Below are 15,489 nucleotides of genomic sequence, written 5' to 3'. Positions count from 1 at the left end.
TATGCTTTGGCGGGGCGTGTTACTGGGATTGATCTGTTGGCTGGGAGCGCTTTCTCCTGCGCTGGCAAATTCATTAGAAAATGTGCGTGTCTGGCCAGCGCCGGATGAAACGCGCGTAGTGATGGATTTGGCTGGAGAGCCATCCTATAGCTATTTTACTCTGACAAAGCCAGACCGTCTTGTGGTGGACTTGAAGGACACTACTTTGGGTATGAAGCTGCCAAAAAACATCAGTGACAGTAAGATCCTTTCCAAAATCCGTAAAAGTAACCCACCGAGCAAGGGTACTTACCGTCTGGTTTTCGAACTGAAAGGCAAAAGCGTGCCCCGCCTATTTCCGCTAGCGCCTAGCGGTGAGTATGGCCACCGTTTGGTTATTGATATACCACACGGAAAGCCAACTGTTGTGGCGAAACCAGCCAAGCCAACTGCGCCAGCGGAAACCCAGACTGCGTTACCGTTTGGTACAGACGACATTATTATCGCCATTGACCCGGGTCATGGCGGCAACGATCCAGGTGCTGTAGGACCGAGGCGTAAATATGAAAAGCATGTGACGCTCTCTATTTCACGTCAGGTGGCTGCCAAAATTAATGCAGTGCCTGGGATGAAAGCGGTATTGACGCGCAATGGTGACTACTTCGTCGATCTTAACAAGCGCTCTGATATTGCGCGTCGTAAAGGCGCACATCTGCTGGTTTCAATCCATGCTGATGGTTTCCATAAACCTCAGCCTCGTGGAGCGTCAGTGTGGGTCTTATCCCGCCGCCGTGCCAACAGTGAAATCGGTCGTTGGATTGAGAAGCATGAAGAGCAGTCCAACCTCCTAGGTGGTGGCGCATTGCTTGATGATAACCAGGATGAATACCTTAGCCGTGCGGTATTGGACTTGCAGTTCAGTAACTCACAAAAAGAAGGTTATGACGTTGCAATTCGTGTTTTGAATGAAATGGGTAAGGTGACAAAGCTTCACAAATCCAGTCCAGAACACGCGAGTCTTGCAGTACTGAAATCGCCTGATATTCCATCACTTTTGGTCGAAGCTGGTTTTATCACTAATCCCCAGGAAGAAAAACTGCTGCACACTGAGAGTCACCAAAAGAAAATAGCCAACGCCGTTTATCGTGGCATCCTCACCTACTTTGAAGAGTTCCCGCCAGACGGAACCTTGATGGCGGCGCGTAAGAACGGCATCAAACACAAAGTCACTTCCGGCCAGTCTTTGTCTGTGATTGCGAAAAAATATGGCAGTTCGATATCGGCAATTAAAGCGGCAAATGGCTTGAAGTCTAACAGTTTAAGAGTGGGGCAAGTACTTACTGTTCCTGACGTCAATGTTGGTGCACTGGCGTCAGTTTCCAAGCCCTCGGTTAACCATTCAAAACCTACTGTCTCATCAGGTAAAACCCTGACTCACACTGTCAAGCGCGGTGAGTTTCTCGGTAAAATTGCGCAGGAATATGACGTGAGCGTTGCCAGTATTCGCAGTGCTAACCGCCTGCGCTCAGATGAATTGGCTATCGGGCAGAAACTGAAAATTGTAGGCATAAAGCCCAAGGATAAACAGCATAAAGTGAAACGTGGGGAGTATCTGGGTAAAATCGCCAGCAATTACGGAGTGACGGTCGACAGTATCCGTCGCGCTAATAAATTGCGTTCTGACGAGCTGGCCATTGGCCAGACTTTGATTATTCCCGGGAGCTAAGCATGGCAATTCAAATCCTACCTGCACGTCTGGCGAACCAGATAGCGGCAGGCGAAGTGGTTGAAAGGCCAGCTTCTGTCGTCAAAGAACTCGTCGAAAACAGTATTGATGCGGGCGCGACTCGTATCGATATCGATGTTGAAAAAGGCGGTAGCAAGCTTATCCGTATCCGTGATAATGGCTCAGGCATTGCCAAAGAAGAACTGGAATTGGCCCTCAGCCGTCACGCGACATCCAAAATCTCCTGCCTCGATGATCTTGAAGCCATAATCAGCCTCGGATTTCGTGGCGAGGCACTGGCGAGTATTAGCTCGGTATCCCGGCTATCCTTGACATCCCGAACTATCACCCAATCAGAAGCCTGGTCCGCTTATGCAGAAGGGCGGGATATGGCGGTACAGGTAAAACCTGCTGCTCACCCGGTTGGGACGACGGTTGAAGTGGTGGATTTATTCTTTAATACACCGGCCCGTCGCAAATTTCTCCGTACTGACAAAACTGAATTCGGTCACATTGATGAGCTGCTGAAACGCATTGCGCTGAGCCGCTTTGATGTTGCGATCACACTGCGCCACAACGGCGCTGTCATTCGCCAGTACCGCACGGCTTCGAATGATGTGCAGCGTGAAAAGCGACTAGCTGCGATTTGTGGCTCGCAATTTGTGAAAAGCTCAGTGGAAGTAAGCTTGGAACATCAGGGCTTAACCCTTCATGGCTGGATTTGTGCGCCAGAAGGTGCGCGTGCACAGAATGACATTCAACATTGCTTTGTGAACCTTCGAATGATGAAAGACAAACTCATCAATCACGCGATTCGACAGGGCTATGAAACATCATTGCGTCCCGATCAATTCGCCGCTTACGTTCTTTATATTGACATCGACCCGCACCAGGTGGATGTGAATGTTCATCCAGCCAAGCATGAAGTCCGTTTCCATCAGGCGCGTCTGGTACATGATTTTATTTATCAGGCCGTGGCAGATGCGTTGATGCAAGTCGCGGCGGAGCACGCTCCTGCGCTAGAGTTTGGACAGCCGTCGGTTAGTGACGTCAGCAATGGGCAAAATACTATCCTGCCTGAAGCTATTCCAGAGGTATCAGAACCTGAAACCCCCAATTCGGTAGAAGGTCAGGACTCTGTTGGTACTGCCTACTCTAATTACCCTGGCCAGGCTGAATACGCGGAATGGCGACCTCAGTCTTCAGGGCAGAGCCCACGTGCATCAGGTTTTAGCCAATCATCTTCGGGAGCTTTGTCTGGCAGCGGTGTACGCCCCGAGCAATATGGCGAAAGTACGCCTTCCAAGCGTGAGCAAAAAGTGTATGAAGCGCTAATGACAACGCCCGTCGTCCCATCGTCGGATACGCAGGTAGCCGAGGCTGCGCCAGTGTTTATCCCATCAACGGTGGCACAAACACCGGTTTCTGTTGGACATGCAGGAAAGGGCTTGGGTAAGGCGCTAGCTATAGTGTCTTCCAAATATTTAATGCTTCAACGTGAGGAGGGTATTGTACTGCTCGATTTAGATGCAGCAGCTTACCTGGTGATGCTTGGCCAGTTTCAGGCTGCGGCTGAGGGCGAAGGCTTGAAAGCGCAACCGCTATTGATCCCGCAGGCACTGCCTGTATCAGAGGAAGAATTAGCGTTGATTGCGAAACATGAAAGTCTACTTCAGCAATTTGGTATGCTTCTTCGTCAAAAGTCGTCAACTCAGTTGATGGTGATGGCGGTTTGCCAGCCGTTACGGAATTACAATCTACAGCAGTTTGTCCCTGCGTTGATGGCATTTATTGCCAGTGAGTCGGATGCTTTGTCTTCTGAATCACTGGCACATTGGTTGGCCGTACAGGCGACGCAAAAAACGGATGTTTACGGTCTATCACAAGCCGTTACACTGATCGCTGATTTAGAAAACTGCTGGCAGGAAAGGCTGGCAATGCATTTTTCAACGTTGTTGCGTCCGGTTGATGTGACAGCGGCAATAGAAGCTTTTAAACATGACTAAGCCATTGCCGAAGGCAATTTTTTTAATGGGGCCTACCGCATCAGGTAAAACTGATCTGGCCATTGGTCTGAGAAAACGGTTTCCTGTAGAGATCATCAGTGTCGACAGTGCATTGGTCTATCAAGAAATGGATATAGGCACTGCCAAGCCAACGGCAGAAGAGTTGGTATTGGCACCCCATCGATTGATCGACATCCTTGATCCGTCAGAAGCCTATTCGGCTGCGGACTTCCGTGCAGACGCATTGCGTGAAATGGAAGATATTGTCGCAAAAGGGAGAATTCCCCTTTTGGTTGGTGGTACCATGCTTTACTTCAAAGCATTATTGGACGGTCTGTCTCCTTTACCATCAGCGGATCCTGTGATCCGCGCTAAAATTGAACAGGAAGCGAAGGAAATGGGCTGGCAGGCACTGCATGACGAGTTGTGTAATATTGACCCTGTCGCAGGTGCGAGGATCCATCCGAATGATCCTCAACGATTGTCGAGAGCGCTGGAAGTTTTTCGTATTTCGGGTAAAACTCTCACTGAGTTGACCGAAACCAAAGGTGAACCATTGCCATATGAGGTTCACCAATTTGCTATAGCCCCTAAGGAAAGGGGAGAGCTGCATCGCCGTATAGAGCTGCGCTTCCAAAAAATGCTGGAAGCCGGTTTCGAAGCGGAGGTACGCAAACTTTATGATCGTGGCGATCTGAACTCGGATATGCCGTCGATTCGATGTGTTGGGTATCGACAGATGTGGGATTATTTGGCGGGTAGCTGTTCGCTTGACGATGCAGTTTATCGTGGTGTGTGTGCAACCCGTCAGTTAGCCAAACGTCAGATAACCTGGCTTCGCAGCTGGGAAGATTTGACATGGCTTGATAGCGACGATGCCGGGCTATCGTTACAAACAGTCACAAAGTGTCTGACCTGATCTGGGAAGAGACAGGTATACTTTGGGTTGTTGTTAAGCGGCGTTGTTGATTTTATTTGTTGCTAATACAACTACAAACCAATAAGGAAAATTAAAAATGGCTAAGGGGCAATCTCTACAAGACCCATTTCTGAACGCACTGCGTCGTGAACGTGTACCTGTTTCAATCTACTTGGTAAATGGTATTAAGCTTCAGGGCCAGATTGAATCTTTTGACCAGTTCGTGATCCTGCTGAAAAACACTGTAAACCAAATGGTTTACAAGCACGCGATTTCTACCGTGGTTCCAGCTCGCCCAGTGAACCACCATCACAACAACTCTGAGCGTTCGCCAAATGAACGTCCGCAAGAGAAGACTGAGGAGTAACAATCCTTTGGTAAGGAGTTGATCGCTTGTTTGACCGTTATGAAGCTGGTGAACAGGCTATTTTAGTTCATATCAACTTCACCCAAGAAGGCGAATGGGAAGATCTCAGCGAGTTTGAAATGCTGGTATCGTCAGCGGGGGTTAGTCGACTGCAAACCATTACGGGCAGTCGCCAGTCCCCGCATTCCAAATACTTCGTTGGTGAAGGTAAAGCCCTCGAGATCGCCGATGCTGTTCGATGGACAGGGGCCGACATTGTTATTTTCAACCATGCACTTTCTCCTGCTCAGGAACGAAACCTCGAGCGTCTGGTCAAATGCCGAGTGCTTGACCGCACCGGTCTGATCCTAGATATCTTTGCACAGCGTGCCCGCACTCACGAAGGTAAGTTGCAGGTAGAGCTGGCGCAGCTTCGCCACCTTTCCACCCGACTCGTACGGGGCTGGACGCACTTGGAGCGTCAGAAAGGGGGGATCGGTCTGCGTGGTCCTGGTGAAACCCAGCTCGAGACAGACCGCCGATTGCTGCGTGATCGCGTTAAGGCGATCCTGCGTAGACTTGAGAAAGTGTCTAAACAGCGCGAACAGGGCCGACGTGCCCGAAGCCGTGCTGAAGTACCAACCGTTTCGCTGGTGGGATACACCAACGCCGGCAAATCCACCCTCTTTAACCGCATCACCGAAGCGGGGGTCTACGCCGCGGATCAGCTTTTCGCAACGCTAGATCCGACGCTGCGTAAAATCGAGGTGGAAGATGTTGGCGATGTGATCCTGGCGGACACTGTCGGCTTTATCCGTCACCTGCCACATGATCTGGTAGCAGCGTTTAAAGCAACCTTGCAGGAAACACAGGAAGCAGCTTTGCTTCTGCATGTTATCGACGCCAGTGATGATCGCTTCCGCGAGAACATCGAAGCGGTTGACGTAGTACTTGAAGAAATCGATGCTCATGAAATCCCAACACTGTTGGTGATGAACAAAATTGACAACATGGAAGAGGCCTTGCCGCGCATTGAGCGTGATGAAGAAGGTTTACCCCGCGTTGTCTATGTATCTGCACTGGCAGATCAGGGCATAGATCTTCTTTTTGAGGCGCTGACCGATAGGCTGGCGGGGACTATGGTAAGCTATCGCTTACGTATTCCACCGGCAGCTATCGGCAGAATGCACAGTAAATTCTGTCAGTTGCGCTGTATTACGCATGAAGAATACGAGCAGGACGGACATTTGCTGGTCGATGTGCGGTTGCCTCAAACAGACTGGTTGAGGTTGAAAAAAAGGGAAGGCAGTGAGTTAGGCGACTTTATCGTCCACTGACAGCCTGTTACAGTATAAAAACTATCGTCATATCATACTGATGGAGTGTTCTAATGGCGTGGAATGAGCCAGGAAATAATGGCGGTCAGGACAAAGATCCGTGGGGGAACCGCGGTGGTCGTGACCAAGGGCCGCCTGACCTCGATGAGGTATTTGGCAAGTTAAGCCGCAAACTGAGTGGCTTGTTTGGCGGCAAAGGGCCGTCTTTTGGTGGCAGTAGTGCTGCTGGATTGGGCGTAATTGCCGTTGTGGGTGCAGTCATCTGGGGTGTCTCAGGCTTTTACACTATCGGTGAAGCAGAGCGTGGTGTTGTACTACGTTTCGGCGAATACGATCGCATCGTTCAGCCTGGTCTTAACTGGAAACCAACGTTTATCGATGAAGTAGAAACGGTAAACGTACAGGCTATCCGGTCTCTACGCGGGTCTGGTCAAATGTTAACCAAAGATGAAAACATGGTTAACGTTGATATGGACGTTCAATACCGTGTTGCTGATCCTGAGAAATACCTCTTCTCAGTGACAAATGCAGACGACAGTCTTCGCCAAGCGACAGACTCGGCGCTACGTGCAGTGATTGGTGATGCGGAAATGGACCAGATCCTGACTACGGGTCGCCAGCAAATCCGTGAGCGTACCGAGGTCGAAATCAACCGAATTATTGATCGCTACAACATGGGTATTCTTGTTGTGGACGTTAACTTGCAAGGTGCTCGTGCACCTGAGCAAGTGCAGGAAGCATTTGATGATGCGATCAAAGCTAGGGAAGACGAAGAGCGCTTCATCAAAGAAGCAGAGGCTTACCGCAATGACATTTTGCCAAAAGCAACAGGTCGTGCGGAGCGTCTGAAGAAAGAAGCGTTGGGTTACAAAGAGAAAACCGTTAATGAAGCGCAGGGTGACGTTGCACAGTTTGAAAAGCTGTTGCCTGAATATCAGGCGGCGCCTGAAGTGACACGTAACCGCTTGTATCTTGAGACCATGGAGAACGTGTTCGGTAATACCAGTAAGGTATTAATCGACTCTAAAGCAGGTAGCGGCAACTTGTTGTACTTACCATTAGATAAACTGATGAATCAGACTCCAGCCCAACGTAGCAGTTCTTCTAACGATGATAACGCGGCTGATTATGGTATTGAGCTTGAGCGTTCTTCTCAGTCGGTTGCGCCTAACTCGAATACTCGTCAGTCGACTACACGTGAGGGGAGATACTAATTATGCGTAAGTTATTAATTCCCCTTATTATCGTTTCGATCGTTGTTGGTCTGATGTCAGTCTTCGTCGTGAAAGAAGGCGAGCGTGGTATTGTGATTCGATTTGGACGAGTACTGAAAACCGATGACGATATGGCGCGTATCTACAGCCCTGGTCTTCAGTTCAAATTTCCGTTGTTTGATCGGGTTCAGTTACTTGATGCGCGTATTCAAACTATGGATGACCAGTCAGATCGCTTCGTGACGTCTGAGAAAAAAGACGTGATTATCGACTCTTACGTCAAGTGGCGAATCAAAGACTTTGGCCAATACTACCTGTCTACCGGTGGTGGTAACCGTCTGACCGCTGAAGCCCTACTTCAACGTAAAGTCGCGGATGGGTTGCGTGCGGAAATTGGTTCCAAAACCATCAAAGAGATTGTCTCTGAGAAGCGTGAGCAGGTGATGGAAGACGTACTGACTGAAGTTCAGGAAAGTGCGAATGATATCGGCATTGAAGTCATTGATATGCGTATCAAGAAGATCAACCTTCCAGAGAAGATCAGTGATTCGATATACGAGCGTATGCGTGCAGAGCGTGAAACCGTAGCTCGTCGTCACCGTTCACAAGGTCGTGAGAAAGCGGAAGTTATTCGTGCTCAGGCTGAATTGGAAGTAGCAACCGTGCTAGCAGAGGCTGAGAAAACGGCGCGAGTTACACGCGGTGAAGCTGATGCAGAAGTAGCAAATATCTACGCGAATACGTTCAACAAAGAGCCGGAGTTTTATAACTTCTTACGCTCGCTGCAAGCCTATGAGAAGAGCTTTAACAACAAGGGTGACATCATGGTTGTGGACCCTAACAGTGAGTTCTTCCAGTACATGAAAGAGCCAAACTTTAAGGCAAACTAATCGTTGCCAAACAGCAACACAGAAAAGACAAGGCGCCGCGCCTTGTCTTTTTTTTATCCAAATAGAAGAGAGTGAAAAATGGGGTCTGAGTTGTGGCTCGCAATGGGCTTAGTGCTGGTAGTTGAAGGGCTGGGGCCGATGTTGGTACCGAAAAAGTGGCGTCAAATGGTCAGTGAAATGAGTCTGTTACCTGATGCTAAGCTACGGCGTATTGGTGGCTGTTTAGTCGTTGCAGGAGCGGTGATCGCATATATGATGTGGCCGTCTAAGTAAATCGAAAGAGCAAAAAACTGTGACACCCAAATGACCATAAGCAGGACGGCGCTCAAAAAATGACTGCATCCTTTATACGATGGTGCTAGAATCCCGTTTTAATCATCAACTGACTGGAAAAGATGAGCAATAACGTAGTCGTTCTCGGCACCCAATGGGGTGACGAAGGTAAGGGTAAAATCGTTGATCTGTTGACTGAAGACGCTCAGTACGTCGTTCGCTATCAAGGCGGCCACAACGCAGGTCACACTCTTGTCATTGACGGTGAAAAAACCGTTCTTCACTTGATTCCTTCTGGCATTCTTCGCAATAACGTAAAATGCATCATCGGTAATGGTGTTGTGCTTTCTCCTGACGCCCTGATGAAAGAGATGAGCGGTTTGGAAGAGCGTGGCATTCCAGTTCGTGAGCGTCTTTTCTTGTCAGAAGCTTGTCCGCTAATTCTTCCTTATCACATCGCTCTTGATATGGCGCGTGAGAAAGCACGAGGTGCGAAAGCAATCGGTACTACCGGTCGCGGTATCGGTCCTGCTTACGAAGACAAAGTTGCACGTCGCGGTCTGCGTGTAGGCGACTTGTTCGATAAAGAAGCGTTTGCCGAGAAGCTTAAGGAAGTGATGGAACTGCACAACTTCCAGTTGGAGCATTTCTACAAAGCTGAGCCAGTAAGCTATGAAGAAACTCTCGCGAAGGTCATGGAGCAAGCTGACATACTGACCAGTATGGTTATCGACGTCACCCAAGAGCTGGACGACGCACGTCAGCGCGGCGACAAGATCATGTTCGAAGGCGCGCAAGGTACACTGCTGGATATCGACCACGGTACTTATCCATACGTGACTTCTTCTAACACAACCGCTGGTGGTGTTGCTGCAGGTTCTGGTTTTGGCCCGCGTCACCTAGGTTACATTCTGGGTATCGCGAAAGCATACTGCACGCGTGTAGGCTCTGGTCCTTTTCCGACTGAACTGTACGATGGCCAGGAGAAACAAGATCCAATCGGCAAGCATCTGGGTACTGTTGGCCATGAGTTTGGTGCGACTACCGGTCGTCTGCGCCGCACTGGTTGGTTTGACGCTGTAGCTATGCGTCGTGCAATCCAGATCAACTCTATCTCAGGCTTCTGTCTGACCAAGATGGATGTTCTGGATGGCTTGGAAGAAATTAAAATCTGTACGGGTTACCAGAAAGCTGACGGCACTGTGCTGAACGTTTCTCCTATGGCTGCTGACGAGTACGAAAACATCACACCGATTTACGAAACTGTTCCAGGTTGGAGCGAGAAGACCTTCGGTGCTAAGTCTATTGAAGAGCTGCCACAAGCGGCACTGGACTATATTAAACGTATCGAAGAGTTGACAGGTGTGCCTGTAGACATCATTTCTACTGGCCCAGACCGTAACGAGACCATCATCAAGGTTCATCCTTTCGCGTCTTAATCGGCTTCCGGTTACAAGAAAACCAGCCTCCATGGCTGGTTTTTTTTTGCCCGGTCAGTTCTATACTGTTGATATCAATGAGCGGAACTTTTTCGCCGTAAAAAGGGTAAAGTTCGGCAAATCCTTGCCGATATAAGTTAGGCAAGACACATCGTATCCATTACCAAAGAGCGGATGATTCGCCTGTTTGGTAGAACAGCACCTGTATAGTGGGAAGGCATGAAACTGCGTACCTTATTTATATCCATGATGTTAGCCAGCCCTTTCGCAAAAGCGGAAGTCGGCCCGGCTCTTCCTGTGTATGAAGAGTCGCAATTGATTCGTCTGTTTGAGTCGAACATGCACCTCAAGAAGGTGAAAGAAGACGATTGTCAGCTCCTGCAAGATATCGAAGCCCGTGCTATCCGGGTTGAATCTCCGGCTTACCAGTTTCTATATGGTGATATGTTGGCTTGGGGCGTCTGTGTAGACAGAGATGTCGAAACTGGCGTTTACTATATGCAGGTAGCAGCGCAGCAAGGCCTACCGGCGGCGCTTGAGCAACTTGGCCGTTACTACTCCAAAGGCACCCTGGTGCAGCAGGACAAAGAACGCGCGATTCCCTACCTCCGTGAAGCAGCATCTCTGGGGAATACCCGTGCAAGACTGCAATTGGCTGAGCTTCTGGTAGCTGATTATGGTAGCCCGTTGGATTACGAGGATGCCTATCGATGGCTTTACCACACCATCACGGCGGATACATCCACACACAACCGTATTGCCATGCTAAGACGCGCATTGGAAGACAAGATGCCACGCAACGTCATCGCCCGCGCGAAACGTCGTGATACCTATTGGTAATAACCAAAAAGAATTAAAAATGCCCGCAGTTGAAGTTGCGGGCATTTTGCTTTTAGGAGAGCCTTTAAATCACCCTATGTGGGCCAAAGCATTCGTAGAAAATACGGTCTTTGTTAATCCCTGCATCAACAAGTTGTGACGCGACAGCCTGCATAAAACCAACTGGACCACAGAGGTAGAAGTCACGGTTTGTATCTTCGGTTAATCCTTCGACTTTACTGATATCTATCAAGCCTTGGTGATCGAATTGCCCACCTGTCAAATCCGCTTTCGAGGGTTCACGAAACCATACATCTTGTCTGGCGTTATGGTGTTGCCCTAGTAAGTTGTTAATATGATTACCAAAGGCAAGGTGTGCACCATTTTCAGCTGCGTGCAGCCAGTGGATGGCTGCATCATGTTTGCCACTGAGTAACTCCAGCATCGACAACATAGGTGTGAGTCCGACACCGCCTGAAATCAAAGCTACCGGGGCGTTATTGTCTGAATGGAAGAAGAAGTCGCCGGTTGGTGGCGCCAGCTCAACTGTATCTCCGACTTTCAGGTGATCATGCAGGTAGTTAGATACCATTCCTTGCGTCTCACGTTTCACAGAGATACGGTAAATCTCACCATTCGGTGCCCCAGATAAGCTGTATTGGCGGATTTCCTGATTGGTAAACTGCTCAGGGGAAAGGTAAATACCGATGTATTGTCCCGGTACATAGTCCGCCACAGGCTGACCGTCGACAGGGGCGAAAATGAAACTGGTAATCACTTCACTTTCAGTTTTTTTGCTAACCAGCCTGAAAGTGCGTGTTCCACGCCAACCGCCGTTAGACATTTCGTTTTGCTGGTAGATTTCTTCTTCGCGGTTAATAAAAACCTGAGCCAGAACCTCATAGGCTTCAGCCCAGGCATCCAACACTTCCTGGCCTGGAGAGAAAAGCTCGTCAATAGTTGCCAACAGGTTTTCACCGACAATGGCGTACATTTCTGGCGTTATATTTAAACTTGCGTGTTTTTGCGCAATCTTTTCAACCACTGGCAGTAGGGCTGGCAGATTATCGATATTCGCTGCATAGCCATACACTGCGTTGAAGAGTGCTTCGCGTTGGGCACCCGTAGATTGGTTGCTCATGTTAAAAATATCATTGAGCTCTGGATGTCGGCTGAACATGCGATCGTAAAAATGCGCTGTCAGCTTTGGACCGGTTTCAGCAAGTAGTGGGGCTGTGGACTTAACAATTTCAATGGTTTTCTCGTTGAGCATGGAGGGCCTTTTTATTTTTAAAGTTTCATCTTAAATGCACCTTTAAAGTTGTATCTAAAATAAATGTTTAAATCAACAAAAATTGAGATAAAAGGTAAAGTGATTTCAAGTCGACCAGTTTGGTTGCTGAGAAGTAAAGAAAATCAGAGAGTGCGCGCTTTTTACTTTCCAAGTACACTGTGCGCAAGGAGAGTTGATAACGTGCAATTAACCAGTTTTACCGACTACGGCCTAAGGGCGCTAATTTATCTGGCTACGCTCCCGGAAGGTGAGTTGACCAGTATTACTGTCGTCACCGAAAAATACGGAGTGTCCCGTAATCATATGGTCAAAATCGTTCACCGTATGAGTAAGATAGGGCTTGTTGAAGCAGTTCGGGGTAAGAATGGTGGGATTCGTTTGGGTAAATCCGCAGACCGTATTGTTATCGGCGACGTGATCCGTGCTCTCGAGCCCTTGCAACTTGTCAATTGCGAGCAACAAAACTGCCATATTACGTCAGCTTGTCGTATAAAAGGTGCCCTAGCGAGAGCTTTGGATGCTTTTCTTGACGAGATGGATCGTTACACACTTCATGACATGGTGTCAGGCAATGATGACCTGCAGCACCTTCTTATCCCCACTCGCCCGCTCTGATTCTCATCGTTTGAGACGAACTGCCAGTTTTTGTCGGTAATTCTTGCGGGTGCCCAATTTCTTTTATTCAAAGCGATATACTGAGTAACACATGTCGCTAATGGGAATTTTATATGTCTCAGGACAAACACCTACACAGCAACGATCCTTTCCTGGGTCGTGAAGCAGAAAAATACGACAATCCTGTGCCAAGCCGTGAGCACCTTCTCGAGGTAATTAAAGGCTTTACCACACCGGTAAACCGCGACCAGTTGTTTGAGGTGCTGGGCCTGCGTAGCGACGAAGAATACGAAGGTTTGCGCCGACGCCTCCGAGCCATGGAGCGTGATGGCCAACTGATTTTTACACGTCGTCAGTGCTATGCATTGCCTGAGCGTCTGGACTTGGTTAAAGGTACCGTGATCGGGCACCGCGACGGTTTCGGCTTCCTACGTCCGGAGGGCAAAGGCAACCGCGAAGACTGGCTGTTGCCACATCACCAGATGAAACAGGTGATGCATGGTGATTTCATCCTTGTACAACCAGCAGGCACTGATAAGCGTGGTCGTAAAGAAGCCCGCGTGGTGCGTGTTTTGGAAGAACGAAAAGGCCAGATTGTTGGCCGCTACTTCGTCGAAAACGGTATGGGCTTTGTGGTGCCGGACGACTCCCGCCTCAGTCAGGACATCGTGATCCCACAGGATGAGCGTAAAGGTGCACGCATGGGTAACGTTGTGGTGGTGGAAATCTTCCAGCGACCAACCCGTCAACACAACCCGGTGGGTCGTGTGGTTGAAGTGCTGGGTGAGAACATGGCACCGGGTATGGAAATCGAAATTGCCGTCCGTACCCATGACATTCCTCATGAGTGGCCACAAGACGTCGAAAAACAAATCAAGAGTTTCACTGAGCAAGTGCCGGAAGAGGCGAAAAAGGGCCGCGTTGATCTACGTGACTTGCCTCTGGTCACCATTGACGGTGAAGATGCACGCGACTTCGATGACGCCGTATTCTGTGAAAAGAAAAAGTCAGGTGGCTGGCGCCTTTGGGTCGCGATTGCGGACGTGAGCTACTATGTCCGTCCGGACTCTGCGTTGGACAAAGAAGCGGTGAACCGCGGTAACTCAGTCTACTTCCCGTCTCAGGTTATTCCTATGCTGCCGGAAGTGCTATCCAATGGTCTTTGTTCACTGAACCCTCAGGTCGACCGCCTTTGCATGGTGTGCGAAATGACGATTTCGGAAGCCGGTAAGCTTTCCGGTTTTAAACATTACGAAGCGGTGATGAACTCCCACGCGCGCCTGACTTATACCAAAGTCGCTGCGATGTTGGACGGTGATCAAGAGCTCCGCGAGCGCTATGCGCCGCTGGTTCCACATCTCGAAGAGTTGAACTGCATGTACAAGGCGCTGAAAGCGTCACGTGAACAGCGTGGTGCAATTGAATTTGAAACCGTCGAAACCAAGTTTATTTTCAACGCTATGCGCAAGATTGAGCGCATAGTGCCGGTTGAGCGTAACGACGCCCACAAGATCATCGAAGAATGTATGATTTTGGCGAACATCGCGTCAGCGCGTTTTGTTGAGAAAGCCAAAGAGCCTGCACTTTATCGCGTGCACGAAGCGCCGGGTGAAGAGCGCCTGACGGGCTTTAAAGACTTCCTGAGCGAAATGGGTCTCACACTTGAAGGGGGCTTAGAGCCGTCTCCAACCGATTACGCCAAACTGGCACATTTAATTGCTGGCCGCCCTGATCAGGAACTCATCCAAACCATGCTGCTGCGCTCAATGAAGCAGGCGGTGTATCAGGCTGATAATTCAGGCCACTTTGGTCTGGCGTTGAAGCAGTACGCGCACTTTACCTCGCCAATCCGTCGTTATCCGGATTTGCTGCTGCACCGCGCGATCAAATACCTGATTGCCAAAGAAGAAGGGCGCAACACTGATCGCTGGACACCAACCGGTGGCTATCACTACTCCTTTGATGATATGGATGTGATGGGCGAACAATGCTCGATGACTGAGCGCCGTGCAGATGATGCGACGCGGGATGTCTCTGACTGGCTCAAGTGTGAATACATGCAAGATCACGTTGGAGAAGTGATGGAAGGCACCATTGCCAATGTCACTGGTTTCGGTTTCTTTGTCCGTTTAAAAGAGCTCCATATTGACGGCTTGGTGCATATCTCGAATCTTGACAACGATTACTACAACTACGACATGGTAGGCCAAAAACTGGTCGGCGAGAGCTCTGGTCGTATTTTCCGACTTGGCGATCAGGTCACGGTCAAAGTATTATCCGTCAACCTTGATGAAAGGATGATCGATTTCGAGCTGGACGGAACAACCCGTAAAGCCCGCGGTGCCGGTAAAACTGCTCGTAATAAAGCCAAGAAAGGCCGCGCAGTGTCAGGGAAAGATCCTGAAGCACGCCAAGAACGTATGTCTGTTCGCCAGCAACTGAAGCGCGGCGCGATTCCAAAAGGTGAGGGTGATAAAGCCCCGGCCGGAAAGCGTGGCGAAAAAGCGACTGCTGGCAAACGAGGCGGCAAAGGCGAAAACCCGGCGAAGAAGAAAACCAAGGCTGAGAAGGTGCGCAAGAAAAAAGCGCAGAAAGGCAAACCAGCCAGAGCAGGCAAGAATAAGAAGTAATC

The 15,489-nt window shown here is 49.4% G+C and carries 13 protein-coding genes; 12 read left to right on the top strand and 1 reads right to left on the bottom strand.

Going from position 1 to position 15,489, the window contains the following annotated elements; all coding sequences use genetic code 11:
• Nucleotide 1: 1 nt before the first annotated feature.
• The 10 genes from GMA8713_RS16695 to motX all read left to right on the top strand — a co-directional run bounded on the left by GMA8713_RS16695 (nt 2) and on the right by motX (nt 10,969).
• Nucleotides 2–1,705 carry an N-acetylmuramoyl-L-alanine amidase gene (locus GMA8713_RS16695; RefSeq protein ID WP_062712386.1) on the top strand — a complete coding sequence of 568 codons (1,704 nt, stop codon included), beginning with the start codon at nt 2–4 and terminating at the stop codon, nt 1,703–1,705.
• Nucleotides 1,706–1,707: 2 nt separating this feature from the next.
• Nucleotides 1,708–3,711 carry a DNA mismatch repair endonuclease MutL gene (gene mutL, locus GMA8713_RS16690; RefSeq protein ID WP_062712383.1) on the top strand — a complete coding sequence of 668 codons (2,004 nt, stop codon included), beginning with the start codon at nt 1,708–1,710 and terminating at the stop codon, nt 3,709–3,711.
• On the top strand, nt 3,704–4,630 hold the full coding sequence (gene miaA / locus GMA8713_RS16685; protein WP_062712380.1) for a tRNA (adenosine(37)-N6)-dimethylallyltransferase MiaA: 927 nt from the start codon (nt 3,704–3,706) through the stop codon (nt 4,628–4,630). Before mutL ends, miaA begins: the two co-directional genes overlap by 8 nt.
• A 97-nt stretch (nt 4,631–4,727) precedes the next feature.
• A complete protein-coding gene (gene hfq, locus GMA8713_RS16680; protein WP_062666682.1) occupies nt 4,728–4,997 on the top strand; it encodes an RNA chaperone Hfq in 270 nt (89 codons plus the stop codon).
• A gap of 26 nt (nt 4,998–5,023) precedes the next feature.
• Nucleotides 5,024–6,313: a ribosome rescue GTPase HflX gene (gene hflX / locus GMA8713_RS16675; protein WP_062712377.1), complete on the top strand. Its 1,290-nt coding sequence runs from the start codon at nt 5,024–5,026 to the stop codon at nt 6,311–6,313.
• A gap of 53 nt (nt 6,314–6,366) precedes the next feature.
• On the top strand, nt 6,367–7,527 hold the full coding sequence (gene hflK / locus GMA8713_RS16670) for an FtsH protease activity modulator HflK (protein WP_062712374.1): 1,161 nt from the start codon (nt 6,367–6,369) through the stop codon (nt 7,525–7,527).
• A 2-nt stretch (nt 7,528–7,529) separates the two neighbouring features.
• The gene (gene hflC / locus GMA8713_RS16665; RefSeq protein WP_062712371.1) at nt 7,530–8,417 is read left to right on the top strand and encodes a protease modulator HflC; all 888 of its coding nucleotides are present in this window, start codon (nt 7,530–7,532) and stop codon (nt 8,415–8,417) included.
• Nucleotides 8,418–8,495: 78 nt separating this feature from the next.
• Nucleotides 8,496–8,690 (top strand): DUF2065 domain-containing protein, encoded by a 195-nt coding sequence (locus tag GMA8713_RS16660; RefSeq protein ID WP_062712368.1) that lies wholly within the window; start codon nt 8,496–8,498, stop codon nt 8,688–8,690.
• A 122-nt stretch (nt 8,691–8,812) separates the two neighbouring features.
• On the top strand, nt 8,813–10,129 hold the full coding sequence (locus tag GMA8713_RS16655; RefSeq protein WP_062712365.1) for an adenylosuccinate synthase: 1,317 nt from the start codon (nt 8,813–8,815) through the stop codon (nt 10,127–10,129).
• A gap of 219 nt (nt 10,130–10,348) precedes the next feature.
• The gene (gene motX, locus GMA8713_RS16650) at nt 10,349–10,969 is read left to right on the top strand and encodes a flagellar protein MotX (protein ID WP_062712361.1); all 621 of its coding nucleotides are present in this window, start codon (nt 10,349–10,351) and stop codon (nt 10,967–10,969) included.
• Between the two features lie 64 nt (nt 10,970–11,033).
• Here the strand turns inward: motX and hmpA are convergent, their stop codons facing one another.
• Nucleotides 11,034–12,221 carry an NO-inducible flavohemoprotein gene (gene hmpA, locus GMA8713_RS16645; RefSeq protein WP_062712358.1) on the bottom strand — a complete coding sequence of 396 codons (1,188 nt, stop codon included), beginning with the start codon at nt 12,219–12,221 and terminating at the stop codon, nt 11,034–11,036.
• A 201-nt stretch (nt 12,222–12,422) separates the two neighbouring features.
• Here hmpA and nsrR point away from each other — a divergent pair, with 201 nt between their 5' ends.
• Entirely contained in the window at nt 12,423–12,857 is a 435-nt protein-coding gene (gene nsrR / locus GMA8713_RS16640) for a nitric oxide-sensing transcriptional repressor NsrR (RefSeq protein WP_062712355.1), read from the top strand.
• 113 nt (nt 12,858–12,970) lie between these two features.
• The gene (gene rnr, locus GMA8713_RS16635) at nt 12,971–15,487 is read left to right on the top strand and encodes a ribonuclease R (protein ID WP_062712352.1); all 2,517 of its coding nucleotides are present in this window, start codon (nt 12,971–12,973) and stop codon (nt 15,485–15,487) included.
• Nucleotides 15,488–15,489: the final 2 nt, after the last annotated feature.

Origin of the sequence: Grimontia marina, from assembly GCF_900060185.1 — a bacterium.
GTDB lineage: Bacteria > Pseudomonadota > Gammaproteobacteria > Enterobacterales > Vibrionaceae > Enterovibrio > Enterovibrio marinus.
The sequence above is the reverse complement of the archived record's forward strand: the minus strand, read 5'-3'. Positions and strand labels throughout refer to the sequence as shown.